The sequence below is a fragment of the Marinobacter sp. EN3 genome, from assembly GCF_000475315.1.
GTDB classification, from domain to species: Bacteria; Pseudomonadota; Gammaproteobacteria; order Pseudomonadales; family Oleiphilaceae; genus Marinobacter; species Marinobacter nauticus.
Genome location: NZ_AXCC01000030.1, coordinates 64767 through 81536 on the forward strand (window position 1 = coordinate 64767; position 16770 = coordinate 81536).

Genomic DNA, 16770 nt, shown 5'->3' on the forward strand with positions numbered 1-16770 from the left:
AGACATGGTCTGGGGCGAACTGAAAAATACCGCAGCGGAGCGCCGGCTGTTCCAGCGCCGGGCCATGGTGATGCTGGTGTTCGTCCTGGTGCTGATGACCGGGTTGCTGGCGCGGATGTACCAGTTACAGATCGTTGAGCACGAGATATATACCACACTGTCTGACAAAAACCGGGTTCAGGTACAGTCGGTACCGCCACCCCGAGGTCTGGTGTACGACCGGAATAACGTTCTGCTGGCGGAGAATCGCCCGGTATTCAGCCTGACGGTGGTGCCGGAGCGCGTTGGCGACATGGATGCAACCCTGGCGCGCCTGAGCGACATCCTGAGTATTGCCGATGAAGATCTGGAACGATTCCAGCGCCGACTGCGGGAGCCGCGACGTCCGTTCCAGGCGATCCCCTTGAGTTACGATCTCGACGAAGCCGAAATTGCCCGCATGGCAGTGCACCGGCATCAGTTTCCGGGGGTGGAAGTTGAGGCCGAACTGGTTCGCTACTATCCCCATAGCGAGCTGACCGCCCATGCCCTGGGGTTTGTCGGCCGTATCAATCGCGACGAACTTCAGCGTATCGATCCGGTCAATTACGCGGGGACCAACTACATCGGCAAATCCGGGATTGAGCGTTTCTACGAGGAGGCGCTTCACGGTCAGGTGGGCTACCAGCATGTAGAAACCAACGCCCGTGGCCGGATCTTGCGGGTGCTTGAGCGAGTAAATCCTGTTCCGGGCGAAGACCTCCAGCTCCATCTTGATTTGCGGCTCCAGCGTCGGGCGCATGAGCTGATGGAGGGCAGGCGAGGTGCGATCATTGCTATCGAGCCCAAGACCGGCGGGATTCTGGCGCTTGCCAGTGTGCCCGGTTTTGATGCCAATAAATTTGTGACCGGTATCAGTGTCGATGATTATCGCGAATTGAGTCAGAGTATCGATAAGCCATTGTTTAACAGGGCGCTCCGTGGCCAGTACCCCCCTGCGTCGACCATCAAGCCCATGATGGCTGTTGCAGCGCTGGACAGCGGCGCAACGGATAAAGACCGTAGAATCTGGGACCCGGGATACTTCCAGCTCCGTGAGGGCGGGAGGCGTTTCCGGAACTGGAATCGCTCTGGCGATGGCTGGGTAGATCTTAAGTACTCCATGGCGAGATCCAATGATGTTTACTTTTACGAAGTGGGCGTTGATATGGGGGTGGATGTCATGTCTTCCTATCTGGCCCGGTTCGGCTTTGGTGAGGATGCCACCCTGGATGTGTCCGGTGCTTTGACCGGGTTGTTGCCGACCGCAGACTGGAAAAGGGCCGTGAGAAATGAACCCTGGTATCCCGGAGACTCAGTCAACATGAGCATTGGGCAGGGTTTTTTGCTGGCAACGCCCATGCAACTGGCAACGGCTACAGCATTGATTGCCAATCGCGGAGCCTGGGTTGAGCCCAGGTTGCTTAAGGATGTTCACGGCGACAGTCCAGTGGAGGAGTTCCTGCCGGAGCAGACGCATGAACAGCTTGAACTGAAGGATCCTGACGATTGGGAATATGTCGTCGATACCATGGAAGAAGTGATGCATGGTGCCCGGGGGACGGGTCGAAGCGCTGGTCGAGGCGCAAGCTACCGAATGGCCGGTAAAACCGGCACGGCCCAGGTATTCAGTCTTGGTCAGGATGAGGAGTACGACGAAGAGCAGATAAAGGAACGGCTTCGGGACCACGCGCTGTTTGTCGGGTTTGCGCCAGCGGATGACCCCAAGATCGCAGTGGCGGTTATCGTTGAAAATGGTGGCAGTGGCAGCGGCGCCGCGGCTCCGGTTGCCCGCGCCTTGTTTGATGCCTGGCTGGAGGAGTTTCCGGCGGAGCAGGCAGAACCTGTGATCAGCGATTCCAGCGCGGCCGGGGGAGACAACTGATGGCCGGCAGCAAATTGTGGAGTAGTCAGACTAGGAGCGATCTGGGGCGCAACCGCAGTATCTGGTCAGCGTTGCATCTGGACCCGATTCTCCTGGGGCTTCTGTTGTTGCTCGTCGGTGGCGGCCTTTTTGTGCTTTACAGTGGTGCTGACCGGAATATTGATGTGGTCAAGGCACAGGGTATTCGCCTGGGCGTTGCCTTTGTGGTGATGTTCGTATTCGCTCAGTTGGATCCGGCGGTCTTTCGCCGATGGGCGCCCTGGCTCTACGGCTTGGGGCTGATCGGCCTGGTCGCCGTGTTGCTGGTGGGTGTCGGTGCCAAAGGGGCGCAACGCTGGCTGGCGTTGCCTGGCCTGCCCCGGTTTCAGCCTTCCGAGTTCATGAAGCTGGTGGTGCCGATGATGGCAGCCTGGTATCTGTCTCGCTATTACCTGCCACCGACCTTCCCCAGGGTGATGACGGGGCTGGTGATCGTTCTGCTGCCGATGTTCCTGATCATCCAGCAACCGGATCTCGGTACCTCCCTGCTGGTCGGCATGGCCGGCATTTTCGTGGTGTTTTTTGCCGGTATCAGCTGGAAGTTGATTGCCGCGTTCCTCGCCATGGTCTCGGTTTCTGCCCCGCTGATGTGGTTCTTCGTCATGCGGGAATATCAGAAGCAGCGGGTATTGACGCTGTTGGACCCTCAGAGTGATCCGCTCGGAGCCGGCTGGAACATTATCCAGTCGAAAACCGCGATCGGTTCCGGCGGTATGGAGGGCAAGGGCTGGTTGCAGGGTACCCAGTCACACCTGGAGTTTTTGCCGGAAAGCCACACCGACTTTATTGTCGCGGTGCTGGCAGAGGAGTTCGGTTTTATCGGTATGTTACTGCTGTTGACGGTGTACTTCCTGATTATCCTGCGTTGTCTCTATATCTCTGTTACCGCCCAGGACTCCTTCAGCCGGTTGGTGGCCGGAGCGCTGACGATGACCTTCTTTATCTATATCTTCGTCAACATCGGAATGGTGAGCGGCCTGTTGCCAGTGGTCGGTGTGCCTTTGCCGTTGATCAGCTATGGCGGCACCTCAAGTGTCACTTTGATGGCGGCGTTCGGCGTGCTGATGTCGATTCACACCCATCGCCGGATGATCACCGCCTGAACCAGTAATGATGGCTGCCCGGTAATGGTGTATACACAAGGGAACCCGTTACAATGTTGCTGGTCAGTAATGGCGGTATCAATACACAGGTTTTGGGGTAGTGAACAGACATGGTCAAGGTCTCTGACAAACGGATTCCCGCACTGGCTTTAGCTGCCTTGCTGGCCGGCTGTGCCAGCAGTCCTGAAGTTGACCACTCGTCACGCTACACCATTAAGCAGGATCGGGCTCCTTCGGGCAGCTTTGACGCCAGCGGCCTGGCCGATGCCACACCCCGTTATGAGCAGCCACGGACGGCTGGCAACAAGTCGCCCTATACGGTCTGGGGCAAGCGCTATCATGTGATGGACAGTAACGACGGCTACGTGCAGCGCGGCACCGCGAGCTGGTATGGCGAGAAATTTCACGGCCACAAGACCTCCAACGGTGAAGTGTTCGACATGTATGCCATGTCGGCGGCACACAAATCCCTTCGGATTCCGGGTTACGCGCGAGTGACCAATCTCGACAACGGCCGCTCGGTGATTGTCCGTGTGAACGATCGTGGCCCCTTCCACGGGGATCGGCTGATCGATCTGTCCTATGCCGCGGCCAAGAAGCTCGGCTATCAATCCCGTGGTACCGCCAGGGTTGAAGTGGCCGCTATTACGGTGCGTCCGGACGGCGCCATGTTTCTGGCTGGCAAGCCGTTTGATGCCGCTGGCCAGGCTCCGGTGGTTGCCTCACAGGCTTCCGGAACAACAGAGCTGGCCGCCGGTGAGGGGCTGTTTGTCCAGCTCGGCGCATTCAGTCAGCGGGATCCGGCTGAGGCCATGCGTGAGCGTCTGCTGGGAGTGCTGGATAATCCTGTGAGGGTCCGGGAGATCACCACTGATAATGGCCGGTTCCATCGGGTTCAGGTGGGGCCATTCAAGAGCGAGGGCGACGCGCGCTACGCTCAGAACCTTCTGGAATCCAGAGGGTTCCGGCAGTCCATTGTACTGACCGATTCGCACTGAACCGACTGAGTTCAGAACCAACATAAGACAAGCATCTGACGACGAATGAAACTATCCATGGCTTTCAAGACTGTAACTCGAACCCTGTTTCTGGTTTTCTCCCTGTTGCTGATGAGCGGGCAGGCCTCGGCGCAGGCGGTACTGATCCCGTCGCCGCCGCAGATTGCCGGTAGCTCCTGGGTATTGATGGATCCGCTCAGTGGTCGTGTGATCATGGAGCACAACAGTAATGAGCGTTTGCCACCAGCGAGCCTGACCAAAATGATGACGGCCTATATTGTCGAGCGCGAGCTGGATGAAGGCCGTATCTCCATGTCGGATATGGTACCTATCAGTGTCAAGGCCTGGCGCACAGAGGGGTCCCGAACCTTCGTGCAGGAAGGCACCTCGGTGTCCGTTGAGGATCTGCTCAAGGGTGTGATTATCCAGTCTGGCAACGATGCGTCTGTGGCGTTGGCCGAGTTTGTGGCCGGCAGTGAAGGGGCTTTCGTGGACATCATGAACCAGCAGGCGCAACTGCTGGGCATGAAAGATACCCACTTCGAGAACGCCACTGGCCTGCCGTCCGCAGACCATTTCTCAACCGCCTACGATCTTGCGGTCCTGGCACGGCATATTATCCAGGACTATCCGGAAAACTACCCGCTGTATGCGCAGAAGCACTTCACCTACAACAATATTCGTCAGCCCAACCGAAACAGCCTGCTGTGGCGGGATGACAGCGTTGATGGTTTGAAAACCGGGCACACGGAAGAGGCCGGTTATTGCCTGGTGGCATCGGCCAAGCGGGGTGAGACCCGGCTGATTGCTACGGTTATGGGAACCAGCAGCTCTGAGGCCCGGGCCCAGGAAGTGCAGAAAATGCTCAACTACGGCTTCCGCTACTTTGAAACCGAGCGGCTGTTCCGTGCCGGTCAGGAGCTGATGGCGTCCAGAGTGTGGGGCGGTCAGGCGGATGAGGTGTCGGTAGGCATGCCGGAGGATGTCTATGTCACCATTCCCCGTGGCTCCCGCGAGCAACTGGAATCGGTGGTCGACCTTGATTCCGTGATAAAAGCGCCCATTAAGGTGGGAGATGAGCTGGGCCGTGTTCGTGTGGTTCTGGATGGTGAAACCCTGGTGGATGAGCCGGTGCTGGCACTTACCGAAGTGCCTGAAGGCGGTTTGTTCAAGCGCATCTGGGATGCCATCAAGCTGTTTTTTGTTCAACTGTTTAACTGAGGTTGAGGCGCTGTTTGCCTTAGCCGGGAGTAATGTGCGGCATGACTGAGCCGAAAGCACCAAAAATCGAGTTTCCCTGTGACTACGTCATCAAGGTCATTGGCCATGCCGCGCCCGATTTCACCGAATTTGTGGTGGAGGTCGTTGAGCAGCATGCTCCGGGACTGTCTGAAGCGGACATCTCGGTGACCGACAGCAGTAAAGGCCGGTTTTCTTCGGTTCAGCTGAAAATTGTGGCGACCGGTGAAGATCAGCTCAAAGCACTCTTTGAAGAACTGAAGGCCAGTGGCCGTGTTCACATGGTGCTGTAACCGTGGCTGACCTCATCGTGCGGTCACTGGGGCAACAGCCCTACATGGAAACCTGGGAAGCGATGAAATCGTTCACCGCCAACCGGGACGAGACCACCGTGGATGAGCTCTGGTGCCTGGAGCATCCCCGGGTGTTTACCCAGGGGCAGGCGGGTAAAGCCGAGCATATCCTTCTGCCAGGAGACATTCCGGTGATTCAGGTGGATCGAGGTGGCCAGGTGACCTACCACGGCCCAGGGCAGTTGGTGATCTACCTGCTGATTGATCTGACCCGGCATAAACTCGGGGTGCGTAACCTGGTCAGTGCCATTGAGCAGGCGATTGTCCGTACCCTGGCCCAAGGCGGCATAGAAGCAGCACCGCGGTCAGATGCGCCGGGTGTCTATGTGAACGGCGCCAAGATTGCGTCCTTGGGTTTGAGGGTCCGCCGGGGCTGCTCCTTCCATGGACTGGCTCTGAATGTGAACATGGACATGGAACCCTTCTCCCGAATCAACCCTTGTGGCTACGCGGGCATGTCCATGTGCCAAGTCAGTGATTTTGAGGCCGGAGCCTCGGTCTATGACCTGGAGCGCCGGCTGGTGAGCGAGCTGGTCGAAGGTCTTGGCCACAGTCAGGTGGAGCAACGTCAGGGCTGGTGAAGCGCCTCAGTAGCCTGACACACGCGATTTCTCCCCAGCGTCTTGGCCTGATACAGCGCCTCATCGGCCCGTTGTAGCAGGCGATCAATCGACTCTGAGCCCTGTATACAGGCCACGCCGATACTGATGGTGGCGGTCACTCGCTTGCCCGCGCAGTCGATGGCCTGGCTCGCCACGGCAGAGCGAATCCGCTCCGCCGTGGCAGCGGCTTCGGTCAGGGCGGTTTCGGGGAGTAGTACCAGAAATTCTTCTCCGCCCCAGCGGGCAATGGTGTCCACTTTGCGGCTCTGGTCGGTCAAGGTGCGGGCAACCAACACGATCATGTCGTCGCCCGCCTGGTGACCGTAGCTGTCGTTTACATTCTTGAACAGGTCGATATCCATCAGCAGAACCGAGAAGCTGCGACCGTTACGCAGGTAGCGCTGATACTCTGTTTCCAGTTGTTCCAAACCTTCGCGGCGATTGGCCAGGCTGGTGAGTGCGTCGTGCTTGGCGGCGTACTCGAATTCTGCGGCCAGCCGGATCAAGCCTAGCTTGCTCCGCCGCCGGCTCTGGTCGAGGATGTAGCAAGTGGCCATTTCGAAAGCCAGCACGATGATCATGGAAAGCCGGAAGCTGGTACTGTAGGGCGAGTCAAAAACCATATCCCCCAACGGACTGAACAGGAATAATACGGCCAGCCATCCGCCCACACAGGCCAGTATGCCGACTCTGGCTTCACTGATGTAGAAGATTATGGGGGGATAGGCGAACAGCCAGATGATGGCCGAGCCGTCTTCAACCGCCTGAATGGCCAGGTAGGTAAACAGAGCGATAATCAGGGTAATGAATGCCCGGCGCTGGAGGGTTTTGTGGCCCAGGCTCAGAAAGACGATCGCATTAATGGCCAGAAGGGCGGCGAAGGCCAGCAGCAGCCGTGAAGTTAACGGGTCGCCGTGGCCGGACGAGCGCCAGGCGAAAAACACTAGCAACGGCACTGCCGCACAGGTGAGGCCGTTGATCAGGGCCGGTACCGGTATTTCGCCTTTAACGCGAAACTGCGACAGCTCGGCGTCTGGCGTTCTTGAAGCGGGCTGATTCATGTGTGGGTGGTATTGTTGTAGTTGATAAATATCACAGAAACCCTGTCAACCAATACTAGACCGCTTTGTGATCTGTGACTGTGTCAAAACGTAACCGATGTCACGAACTCTGTTAAATTGGTCGAAGTTTATACACATTGGCTGCAGGGGCAGCGCCGGCGCGACGACTGGGTTAGGTAGTCGCGCGCCCAGATCCGTATAATGGTCAGATGCATTGCAGGCGTTCACATTTCCTGACAGAAACAGGTCTTTCATGTCTTCCAGCCGACCCGGAAAATCCGTCTCCCGTATCAAGACCGGCAGCTTTGAGCGCAGGTTGTCGCTGACCAGAGCCGGACTGTTCGCAGGCACGCGCATGGCGTCCAATATGGCGACTAACTGGTTCAGCAACAAGGAAACCCGGGAGCAGCGGCATCGGGCAATGCTCTCCAGTCAGGCCCGGTTTCTGGTGGACGAACTTGGCCGGCTCAAGGGCAGTGTGGTCAAGATCGGGCAGGTCATGGCGCTGTACGGCGAGCATTTTCTCCCCGAAGAAGTCACTGAGGCGCTGCACACTCTGGAAGACCAGACCACCTCTCTGGAGTGGCCGGCCATCGAGCGGGTGCTCAAAGCCGAACTGGGGGAGAGCCGGCTTTCTGAACTCGATATTGACCCGGAGCCTATAGGAGCCGCCTCACTTGGCCAGGTTCATCGTGCGGTACGCCGTAGCGACGGGTTGGAGCTTGTGCTCAAAGTGCAATACCCGGGTGTTGCCGATGCCGTCGACAGTGATCTGAACGCTGTGGCTCATCTGCTGAAAGTGGCGCGGCTGGTCAGCTTCGGCCCTGAATTCAACGACTGGCTGGAAGAAGTCCGGGAAATGATGCACCGGGAGGTGGATTACCGGCTGGAGGCCCGTACCACCGAAAAGTTCCGCCAGATGCTAAGCCATGATCCACGCTTTGTGGTGCCAAGAGTGCTGGCAGAATTTTCAACGGATCATATTATTGCGTCGACCTATGAGCACGGCCATTCGGTCAGTTCAGTGGCGGTTCGTGAATTGCCACTGGAGCGACGCAGTGCCCTGGGCCAGGCAGCCCTGGAATTATTTTTCCGGGAACTATTTGAATGGGGTGAGATCCAGACCGACCCGAATTTCGGCAACTACCGGATTCGTATTGCGGGCGAACAGGGTGGTGATTCGGAAACTGACCGGATTGTCCTGCTGGATTTTGGCGCCGTGCAGAGTTACTCGTCTGACTTTCTGAAGCCGGTCATCCAGATGATCAGGGCTTCCTATGAGGAAGATCTGGAGCAGGTTGTTGAGGGCGGAATCAAGCTCAGATTCATGAGCCGGGACTGGCCGGCGGAGGTGCTGGACAAGTTTGGCAAGGTCTGTATGTCAGTACTGGAACCCCTGGCGAAGGATCGCAGTCAGTGGCCGGATTATGCCGTCAACAGCCATGGCCAGTACCGCTGGAAGCAGAGCGATTTGCCCTCAAGAGTGGCCAAGCAGGCGGCGCGGTCGGCTATCAGCCGGTATTTTCGGGTGCCTCCCAAGGAGTTTGTGTTCCTCAATCGAAAGCTGATCGGGGTCTACACGTTTATCGCGGTGTTGCACTCCGAGTTCAACGGCGAGGATTTGTTGAGAAAATACCTCTATGACGACGCCGGCGTTTAACCAGACGCGGTCAGCACTACCCAGATGACAAAGGCATAGCGAATCCCCTTGCCGATCCCCACCAGGACAATGAAATTCAGCCAGGGGACCCGCATAATGCCGCCCACCAGAGTCAGTGCATCGCCGCCAATGGGCAACCAGCCCAGCAGGAGCGACCACTGACCATATCGATTGAACCGGTTTCGTGCCTTGTGAAGTTGAAGTTCACTGACGGGAAACCAGCGTTTGTGCTTAAAACGATCCACTTGCCGGCCGATAAGCCCATTAACCACTGACCCCAGAGTATTTCCCATGGTTGCCCAGAACCACAACCAGAACAGGGGATAATTCTGGCTGACCAGGGTGCCGAGCAATATTTCCGAATACGCGGGCAGCAGCGTTGCCGCGGCAAAAGATGTCAGGAACAGGGTCAGGTAGGCCAAAAACGCCTCCATGCTCTAGGATGTTGGTTAAGCCTCACAGAAAAAGGTTTCGATGTACATGAAACAACTCTCTCTGCGCGTAAAACTCTACGCCCTGGTGATTGCACTGCTGCTGACCATGGGGGTGAGTATTGTCATCACCGCCCAGCTTTCCCTCAGTTCCATGGAGGAACGGCTGACCCGGGAAACCCGGGGCACGGTACAAAGTATCGTCATGGATCAGCTTAGCGCTACCGCAGGGAAATACGGTGAGCTGGTGACCGGGGTATTCGAAACCGCCTACCAGACGCCTGAAGTGGTTCGGAGCCTGATTACCCGAAATATCGAAGCGGACAGTTCGGGACGGATCAGCCGGCGGGATCTGCAGGAAACTATTGGCACCGTTCTTGAAGAGCAGTCCCACCTGAGCTCGATCTACGCTCAGTTTGAGCCGGATGGTTACGACGGTCAGGACATCTACTTTACCGGCGGCGTGGAAGAACACAGCAGTGATGAGGGTACGCTGGAGATCTACTACTATCGGGACCGGGCCGGCAATGTGGTATTCAGCAGAACCGAAGACCCTGCGACCAAATACCTGGACAATCGGAATGAGTTCGGCATTCGTGAAGCCGAGTGGTATTTGTGTTCCCGCGATTCTCGGAAGCCCTGCCTGATGGAGCCCTACGACTATGAGATTGAAGAGGGCTACTCCGAGCTGATGACCAGCCTGGTGGTGCCGGTGATCAATGACGGCGAGTTTGCCGGGGTGGTGGCGGCTGATATCAACCTGTCGACACTGCAGTCGACCATTGCCGGTGTCAGCGAGGAACTGTTCGACGGGCAGTCACGAGTCACATTATTGAGCGAGAAAGGCCTGATTGCGGCTTCCAGTCACTATCAGGAACACCTGGGGCGGCCGCTGCGGGAAGCTCTGCCGGATCTGGCCGGCGAATTTACGTCGCTGCACCGCAACGGAGGCAGCTTCGACAACGGTGAGATCCTCGCCGTGTCCTATCCCATCAAGGTGGCGTTGCCGGGCGCCGAGTGGTCGCTGTTGATCGAACTGCCCCGTGATACGGCTCTGGCCAGTGTGAATGAAATAACCGCTTTGCTGTCAGACGAAGTAACCAGCACTGCTACCCGCCAGACCGTGGTGGGCATTGTGGTGGTCGTACTTGCGATTGCTGTGTTGGTGCTACTGGTGCGTTCGGTTACCCGGCCGCTGGACGAAATCCGGAAGCGCATGCGCAATCTGGCCAGTGCCGAGGGCGATCTTACCCGTGAGCTGGATATCGATACCCATGCCGAGCTGATTGACCTTGCGGGCGGTTTCAATGCCTTCCTGGCCCGACTGAGGGAAATGATCAACGACCTTAAAGACGTGAATGCCCAGGTGCGGGGGCAGGCCTCGGATGTTGGCGCCATTGCACGGGATACCGATGAACAGACCGCCCGCCAGCACCAGGATATCGACAGTGTGGTGACCGCCATGAATGAAATGTCGGCGGCGGCCGGGGAAGTGGCCGGCTTTGCTGGCGAGGCAGCGGATAATGCCTGGGCTGCGCGGGATGGCATTAAATTTACCCAGGATACTCTGGGTACGGCGTTGCGGGGTGTGGATGCACTGGCCGGCGATATGGATCAGGCCAGCTCGGCCATTGGCCATGTTGCCCAGCGCAGTGAGGAAATTAACCGGATTCTGGAAGTGATCCGTGGCATTGCCGAGCAGACCAATCTGCTGGCACTGAATGCGGCTATCGAGGCTGCCCGGGCCGGAGAGCAGGGGCGTGGCTTTGCGGTGGTGGCCGATGAAGTGCGCACACTGGCGTCCCGAACCCGCGAATCTACGGATGAAATCAGTGGCATGATCGAGCGCCTGAAAGGAGACGTGGACGGTGCGGTAACGGTCATTGGAACCGGTGTCGAGCGGGCCACCAGCGCGGTAGAGGGTACCCGGGAAGCCAGTCACTCGCTGGCCACAGTGGTTGAGCGTATTGCCACGATTGTTGAGCATGTGACCCAGGTGGCCACCGCCGCTGAGGAGCAGAGCTCGGTGAGCGAGGAAATTAACCGGAACCTGACCCACATTGGCGATGCGGCCAACGACCTGCGGGAATTGGCGCAACGGGTCCGGCAGAGTGGCGATGCACTCGATGGCCAGGTCCAGGTGCTCGACCGCGAACTGGGCCGCCTGAAAACCTGAGGCTGGCCCTTCCTCGGGCGATATCGGTATCGTCAGCTACTATCACGATCATGGCGAGGATCAATTTTCAATTGGTGCTCGCCATGCCATCATTGCGACATTATAGATGCGAAGAGTGCCAGCCACTCGCTACCCTTTGAGTCAGGAGGTATGTATGGAGCAGGTCACGATTTATGGCCGTTCAAGCTGTGGTTTTTGCGTTCGTGCAAGGGACCTGTGTGAATCCAGAAACATCCCCTACGTGTGGGTGGACATGATCGAGAAAGGCATGAGCAAACAGGACATTGCCGACCGTATCGGCCATCCGGTCTACACGGTGCCCCAGATTCTGGTGGGTTCCGAGTATGTGGGTGGTTTCGACGATTTCTCGGCGTATGTGCGCCGCCATGAGGCGCAAACGGCCAGTTAGGTCGCAGCCGTTTGTAGCGTAAAAAAGCCCGGCAATTTTGGCCGGGCTTTTTTGTAGGGCTGCAGGGCAGGATCAGAGTTCGAACTCGGTCCTCAGTTTCTTCTCCACCAGCTGGTTCTTCAGCTTGGCCACCCTGGGCAGACCGTCGTCAAACGGCGGGAAGCTTTCGCCGGCGATCAGCGGCTGCAGGTAATCCCGGCAATCCTGAGTGATGCCAAAGCCGTTGTCTGTGATGTAATGGATCGGCATTTTCTTTTCCTGGTTGGCGACCTCGCTGAGGTTGGCCTCGCCGATTGACCAGCGATAAGGCTTGGCCTGATCCCGCACGATGGTGGGCATCAGAGCCTGTTTGCCTGCCAGGGCCATTTCCACCGCAGCCTTGCCAACCGCGTAAGCCTGCTCCACATCAGTGGCCGAGGCAATGTGCCTGGCTGCACGCTGCAGATAGTCTGCCACTGCCCAGTGGTATTTGTGGCCCAGGGCCTGTTTCACCATATTGGCCAGGGCCGGGGCAACACCACCAAGCTGGGTGTGGCCGAAGGCATCCTTGGCGCCGGCATCGGCAACGAAGCGGCCGTCTTCGTATTGGGCGCCTTCAGACGCCACCACCACGCAGTAACCGTAATCCCTCACGCACTGATCTACTCGCTCCAGGAATTTCTCCCGGTTGAAGGGAATTTCCGGGAACAGGATGACGTGAGGCGGCTCGCCTTCGCTCTGTCCGGCCAGTCCGCCAGCGGCAGCAATCCAGCCGGCGTGGCGACCCATCACTTCCAGAATGAAGACCTTGGTGGAGGTTTCACACATGGATTTGATATCCAGGCTGGCTTCGAGGGTGGATGTGGCAATGTACTTGGCCACGGAACCAAAGCCGGGACAGCAGTCGGTGAAGGGAAGGTCGTTGTCGACCGTTTTGGGCACGCCAATGCAGGTGATCGGGTAACCCATACGATCGGCCAGTTGGGAGACCTTATAGGCGGTATCCTGGGAATCGCCGCCGCCGTTGTAGAAGAAGTAACCGATGTCGTGGGCCCGGAACACTTCAATCAGGCGCTCGTATTCGCGCTGGTTCTCGGAAATGTTCTTGAGCTTGTAGCGGCAGGAACCAAAAGCCCCGCCGGGCGTGTGGATGAGGGCCTGGATGGCGTCGTCAGATTCCAGACTGGTATCAATCAGCTCTTCTTTCAAAGCACCGATGATGCCGTTGCGGCCGGCATAGACCTTGCCGATCTGGTCCGGATGTTTGCGTGCGGTCTGGATAACACCGCAAGCACTGGCATTGATAACGGCGGTGACCCCGCCAGACTGGGCATAAAATGCGTTCTTGATAGCCATCTCGGGCTGAAGCCTCCTGCTGGTTCAACGATGGCGCAGATGATACGCCAAACACCGCGGTTTTTCATGAGCATATGCCGGCTCTTGACCGCGCAGAAAGTATGGTAGAGGCTTGGCAGGTTTCAAACCGGAGGCACAACCTTAATGCATATACATATTCTGGGCATTTGCGGCACGTTCATGGGCAGTCTGGCGGTGATCGCCCGGGAGCTGGGGCATAAGGTGACCGGTTCGGACCAGGGCGTTTACCCTCCCATGAGTACTCAGCTGGAGGCCCAGGGCATTGCGTTGACAGAAGGTTACCGGCCCGAGAACCTGGAGCCGAAACCGGATCTGGTGCTGATCGGAAATGCCATGTCCCGGGGTAACCCGGAAGTGGAAGCAGTGCTCAACCGGCGCATTGATTATATGTCTGGCCCTGAATGGCTTGCCCGGGAGGTCCTGCGCCACCGTTGGGTGATGGCCGTAGCCGGTACCCATGGCAAAACCACCACAACGGCCATGTTGCTGTGGATTCTCGACCAGGCCGGCTTTGATGCCGGTTACCTTATAGGCGGTGTGCCCCAGGACTTTCCGGTGTCTGCCCGGCTGGGCAGCAGTGATTTCTTTGTGATCGAGGCGGATGAGTACGACAGCGCGTTCTTTGACAAGCGCTCCAAGTTTATACATTACCGACCCAATACCCTGATTCTCAACAACCTGGAATTCGATCACGCGGACATTTTCGATAATGTCGAAGCCATTGAACGCCAGTTTCATCATCTGGTGCGCACTGTGCCATCCCAAGGCCTGATCGTTCGTCCGGCTCGGGATCGGCATCTGGATAATGCCCTGGAGATGGGGTGCTGGAGCCCGGTGCAGGATACCGCCATCGGCAGCGAGATCAGCCGCACGGCGGACTGGCGGGCTGAGCTTCTGGCTGAGGACGGCAGCCGCTTCATGGTCATCCACCATGAGCAGCCGGTGGCGACCCTGAAATGGAACCTGACCGGCTTGCACAATGTACGTAATGCCCTGTCGGCGATTGCCGCTGCCCGCCATGTGGGCGTTACGCCTGACCATGCGGTGGCTGCGCTGTGCCGGTTCTCCGGTGTTAAGCGCAGAATGGAACTGGTGGGCGAAATCGGCGGTGTGCGCGTATATGACGACTTTGCCCATCATCCAACCGCGATTGCGTCCACCCTGGAGGGGTTGCGCAACCGGGTGGGGGATGAGCCAATCCTGGCCATTATCGAACCCCGCTCCAATACCATGAAGCAGGGTGTGCACAAGCAGACGCTGATTCCGAGTGCCGCACTGGCAGACCGGGTGCTCTGGGGTAACCTCAGTGATATGGACTGGCTGCCGGAACTGGTGGGGAGCTGGCAGGCGGAACATGGTGAGCTGGATCATCACAGGGTGGAGGCGTCGGTGGAGGAGCTGATTGAGAAGGCCCTGGAGGGACTGCCAGAGACCTGTCATATCGTAATCATGAGTAATGGCGGTTTTGGCGGCATTCATCGGAAACTGGTGGCGGAACTGGAGAAGCGTCGTGGCTGAACAATCACCGGTTGTTAATCTGGCGTTTACCGGCGCGTCGGGAGCCCAGTACGGGCTTCGTCTGTTGCAGTGCCTGGTAGCCAACGGTTGCCGTGTGAACGTGATGATCAGTAAGGCGGCCCAGGTGGTGATCGCGACTGAAACCGATTTTCGGCTGCCGGGTTCTACGCCTGCCATGGCAGAGGCCTTGTCGGACTTCGCCGGTGCGCAGCCCGGTCAGGTGCAGGTCTTTGGCCGGGAGGAGTGGTTTTCTCCACCGGCTTCCGGTTCCGGCGAGAAGGCGCCGCTGGTGATATGCCCCTGCAGCACTGGTACGCTCTCGGCCCTGGCGACCGGGGCCAGCAATAACCTGATCGAGCGCGCCGGCGATGTGGCCCTGAAGGAGCGCCGCAAGCTGATTCTGGTGTTACGGGAGACGCCCTATTCTGAGGTGCACCTGGAAAACATGCTCAGGCTTACCCGCATGGGTGCGGTGATGATGCCGGCGAGCCCCGGGTTCTATCACAACCCGCAGTCGGTGGATGATCTGGTCGATTTCATGGTTGCCCGGATTCTCGACCACCTGGATTTTCCGCAGACCCTGGTACCCCGCTGGGGCGAGAAGAAAGCCGACTGACCCGTTCCGGGGCGATGGTTTTGGCCAAAGCGATTGATGGTTTTCACCATTGAGCGAAACCCCGCCCCGCCACAGACTTGCTGAACACAACGATAAACCAACCCGTTCACCGAGGTTCAGCAATGATTCCACGTACTCTGTTCGATGCCGATCTTGAAGGCTTCCGGGACTCCGTTCGCAAATTCCTGGAACAGGAAGCCGCTCCGTATCACGACCAATGGGAAAAGGATGGCCAGGTCAGCCGGGAGCTCTGGAAAAAAGCGGGCGAGCTGGGGTTCCTATGCCCCATGCTGCCGGAAGAGTACGGCGGTGTGGGGGCCGATTTCCGTTACTCGGCGGTGATCATGGAAGAAATCTCCCGGGCCGGATTGTCCGGCATTGGCTGGGGGCTGCACTCCGATATCGTGGCGCCCTATATCCTGAACTACGGCTCGGAAGAGCAGAAGCAGAAGTATCTTCCCAAAATGGCATCAGGTGAAATGATCACTGCCATCGCCATGACCGAGCCTGGGGCAGGTTCCGATCTTCAGGGCGTGAAAACCACGGCCATCCGCCAGGGTGACCATTACATTCTGAATGGCTCAAAAACCTTTATCACCAACGGTCAGCTAGCGGATCTGGTGATTGTTGTTGCCAAGACTGACCCCAAAGAAGGTGCCAAGGGCACCAGCTTGTTGCTGGTCGAAACCGCCTGGGAGGGCTTTGAAAAGGGCCAGAATCTGAACAAGGTGGGCATGAAGGCCCAGGATACCTCTGAGTTGTTCTTCCAGGACGTAAAAGTTCCGGCAGATAATCTGTTGGGCAGCATGGAAGGACAGGGATTCTTCCAGTTGATGCAGGAGTTGCCGGCAGAGCGGCTTCAGGTGGCCCTGACCGCCGTCGCTGCCGCCGAGGCCGCCTGGCAGTGGACCCTGGATTACGTGAAAGAACGCAAAGCCTTCGGTAAACCGGTCATCGCGTTCCAGAACACTCGTTTCAAGCTGGCCGAGCTGAAAGCCGAAATCACGGCAGCCCGTGTCTTTACAGACCGCTGCCTGGAGCTGCACCTCGACAAGAAGCTGGATATCCCGACGGCGGCCATGCTCAAGCAGCACACCACCGACCTTCAATGCAAGGTGATGGACGAATGCGTTCAGCTGCACGGTGGCTATGGCTACATGTGGGAGTACCCGATTGCCCGGGCGTGGGCCGATTCGCGCGTGCAGCGGATCTACGCCGGTACCAACGAAATCATGAAAGAAATCGTGGCGCGGTCGTTCTGACGAATTGCCCCGATTTGCAGGCCCCGGCACATTCCGGGGCCTGC

The 16770-nt window shown here is 58.0% G+C and carries 15 protein-coding genes; 12 read left to right on the plus strand and 3 right to left on the minus strand.

Translation table 11 applies throughout. The annotated features are described in order from the left end of the window. The first annotated feature begins 4 nt into the window (after positions 1-4). The 6 genes from mrdA (at position 5) to lipB (ending at position 6216) form a co-directional block, all read left to right on the plus strand. On the plus strand, positions 5-1903 hold the full coding sequence (mrdA, locus tag Q675_RS30575; RefSeq protein ID WP_023011449.1) for a penicillin-binding protein 2: 1899 nt from the start codon (positions 5-7) through the stop codon (positions 1901-1903). After that, a complete protein-coding gene (gene rodA / locus Q675_RS30580) occupies positions 1903-3045 on the plus strand; it encodes a rod shape-determining protein RodA (RefSeq protein ID WP_011785871.1) in 1143 nt (380 codons plus the stop codon). The genes mrdA and rodA overlap by 1 nt, the downstream gene beginning before the upstream one ends. A gap of 110 nt (positions 3046-3155) precedes the next feature. Next, positions 3156-4043 carry a septal ring lytic transglycosylase RlpA family protein gene (locus tag Q675_RS30585; RefSeq protein ID WP_011785870.1) on the plus strand — a complete coding sequence of 296 codons (888 nt, stop codon included), beginning with the start codon at positions 3156-3158 and terminating at the stop codon, positions 4041-4043. Positions 4044-4100: 57 nt separating this feature from the next. Then, complete coding sequence (locus tag Q675_RS30590; protein WP_022991966.1) at positions 4101-5264, plus strand: D-alanyl-D-alanine carboxypeptidase family protein; 1164 nt, start codon at positions 4101-4103, stop codon at positions 5262-5264. Between the two features lie 32 nt (positions 5265-5296). After that, positions 5297-5575: a YbeD family protein gene (locus tag Q675_RS30595; protein WP_394132853.1), complete on the plus strand. Its 279-nt coding sequence runs from the start codon at positions 5297-5299 to the stop codon at positions 5573-5575. A 2-nt stretch (positions 5576-5577) separates the two neighbouring features. Beyond that, positions 5578-6216: a lipoyl(octanoyl) transferase LipB gene (lipB, locus tag Q675_RS30600; protein WP_011785867.1), complete on the plus strand. Its 639-nt coding sequence runs from the start codon at positions 5578-5580 to the stop codon at positions 6214-6216. On the opposite strand, the gene Q675_RS30605 is transcribed toward lipB, so the two are convergent. Next, the gene (locus tag Q675_RS30605; RefSeq protein ID WP_023011450.1) at positions 6204-7298 is read right to left on the minus strand and encodes a GGDEF domain-containing protein; all 1095 of its coding nucleotides are present in this window, start codon (positions 7296-7298) and stop codon (positions 6204-6206) included. The two genes, lipB and Q675_RS30605, sit on opposite strands and share 13 nt — an antisense overlap. Before the next feature lie 253 nt (positions 7299-7551). On the opposite strand from Q675_RS30605, the gene Q675_RS30610 reads away from it, so the two are divergent. Next, on the plus strand, positions 7552-8958 hold the full coding sequence (locus Q675_RS30610; protein ID WP_023011451.1) for an ABC1 kinase family protein: 1407 nt from the start codon (positions 7552-7554) through the stop codon (positions 8956-8958). Here Q675_RS30610 and Q675_RS30615 read toward each other — a convergent pair. Beyond that, the gene (locus tag Q675_RS30615) at positions 8955-9380 is read right to left on the minus strand and encodes a YqaA family protein (protein ID WP_031211453.1); all 426 of its coding nucleotides are present in this window, start codon (positions 9378-9380) and stop codon (positions 8955-8957) included. The genes Q675_RS30610 and Q675_RS30615 overlap by 4 nt on opposite strands. A 58-nt stretch (positions 9381-9438) precedes the next feature. Here Q675_RS30615 and Q675_RS30620 point away from each other — a divergent pair, with 58 nt between their 5' ends. Together Q675_RS30620 and Q675_RS30625 are read left to right on the plus strand one after the other, a co-directional pair. Next, positions 9439-11565, plus strand: coding sequence for a methyl-accepting chemotaxis protein (locus tag Q675_RS30620; RefSeq protein ID WP_031211454.1), 2127 nt, complete (start codon positions 9439-9441; stop codon positions 11563-11565). 154 nt (positions 11566-11719) lie between these two features. Further along, the gene (locus Q675_RS30625; RefSeq protein ID WP_011785863.1) at positions 11720-11974 is read left to right on the plus strand and encodes a GrxA family glutaredoxin; all 255 of its coding nucleotides are present in this window, start codon (positions 11720-11722) and stop codon (positions 11972-11974) included. A gap of 72 nt (positions 11975-12046) precedes the next feature. Here the strand turns inward: Q675_RS30625 and Q675_RS30630 are convergent, their stop codons facing one another. Further along, positions 12047-13309, minus strand: coding sequence for a 6-phosphofructokinase (locus Q675_RS30630; RefSeq protein WP_011785862.1), 1263 nt, complete (start codon positions 13307-13309; stop codon positions 12047-12049). Between the two features lie 144 nt (positions 13310-13453). Here Q675_RS30630 and mpl point away from each other — a divergent pair, with 144 nt between their 5' ends. The 3 genes from mpl (at position 13454) to Q675_RS30645 (ending at position 16726) form a co-directional block, all read left to right on the plus strand. Further along, positions 13454-14848 carry a UDP-N-acetylmuramate:L-alanyl-gamma-D-glutamyl-meso-diaminopimelate ligase gene (mpl, locus tag Q675_RS30635; protein ID WP_023011454.1) on the plus strand — a complete coding sequence of 465 codons (1395 nt, stop codon included), beginning with the start codon at positions 13454-13456 and terminating at the stop codon, positions 14846-14848. Then, on the plus strand, positions 14841-15464 hold the full coding sequence (locus Q675_RS30640) for a flavin prenyltransferase UbiX (RefSeq protein WP_014420676.1): 624 nt from the start codon (positions 14841-14843) through the stop codon (positions 15462-15464). The genes mpl and Q675_RS30640 overlap by 8 nt, the downstream gene beginning before the upstream one ends. A gap of 122 nt (positions 15465-15586) precedes the next feature. Further along, complete coding sequence (locus Q675_RS30645; protein WP_014420677.1) at positions 15587-16726, plus strand: acyl-CoA dehydrogenase family protein; 1140 nt, start codon at positions 15587-15589, stop codon at positions 16724-16726. The last annotated feature ends 44 nt before the right edge of the window (positions 16727-16770 follow it).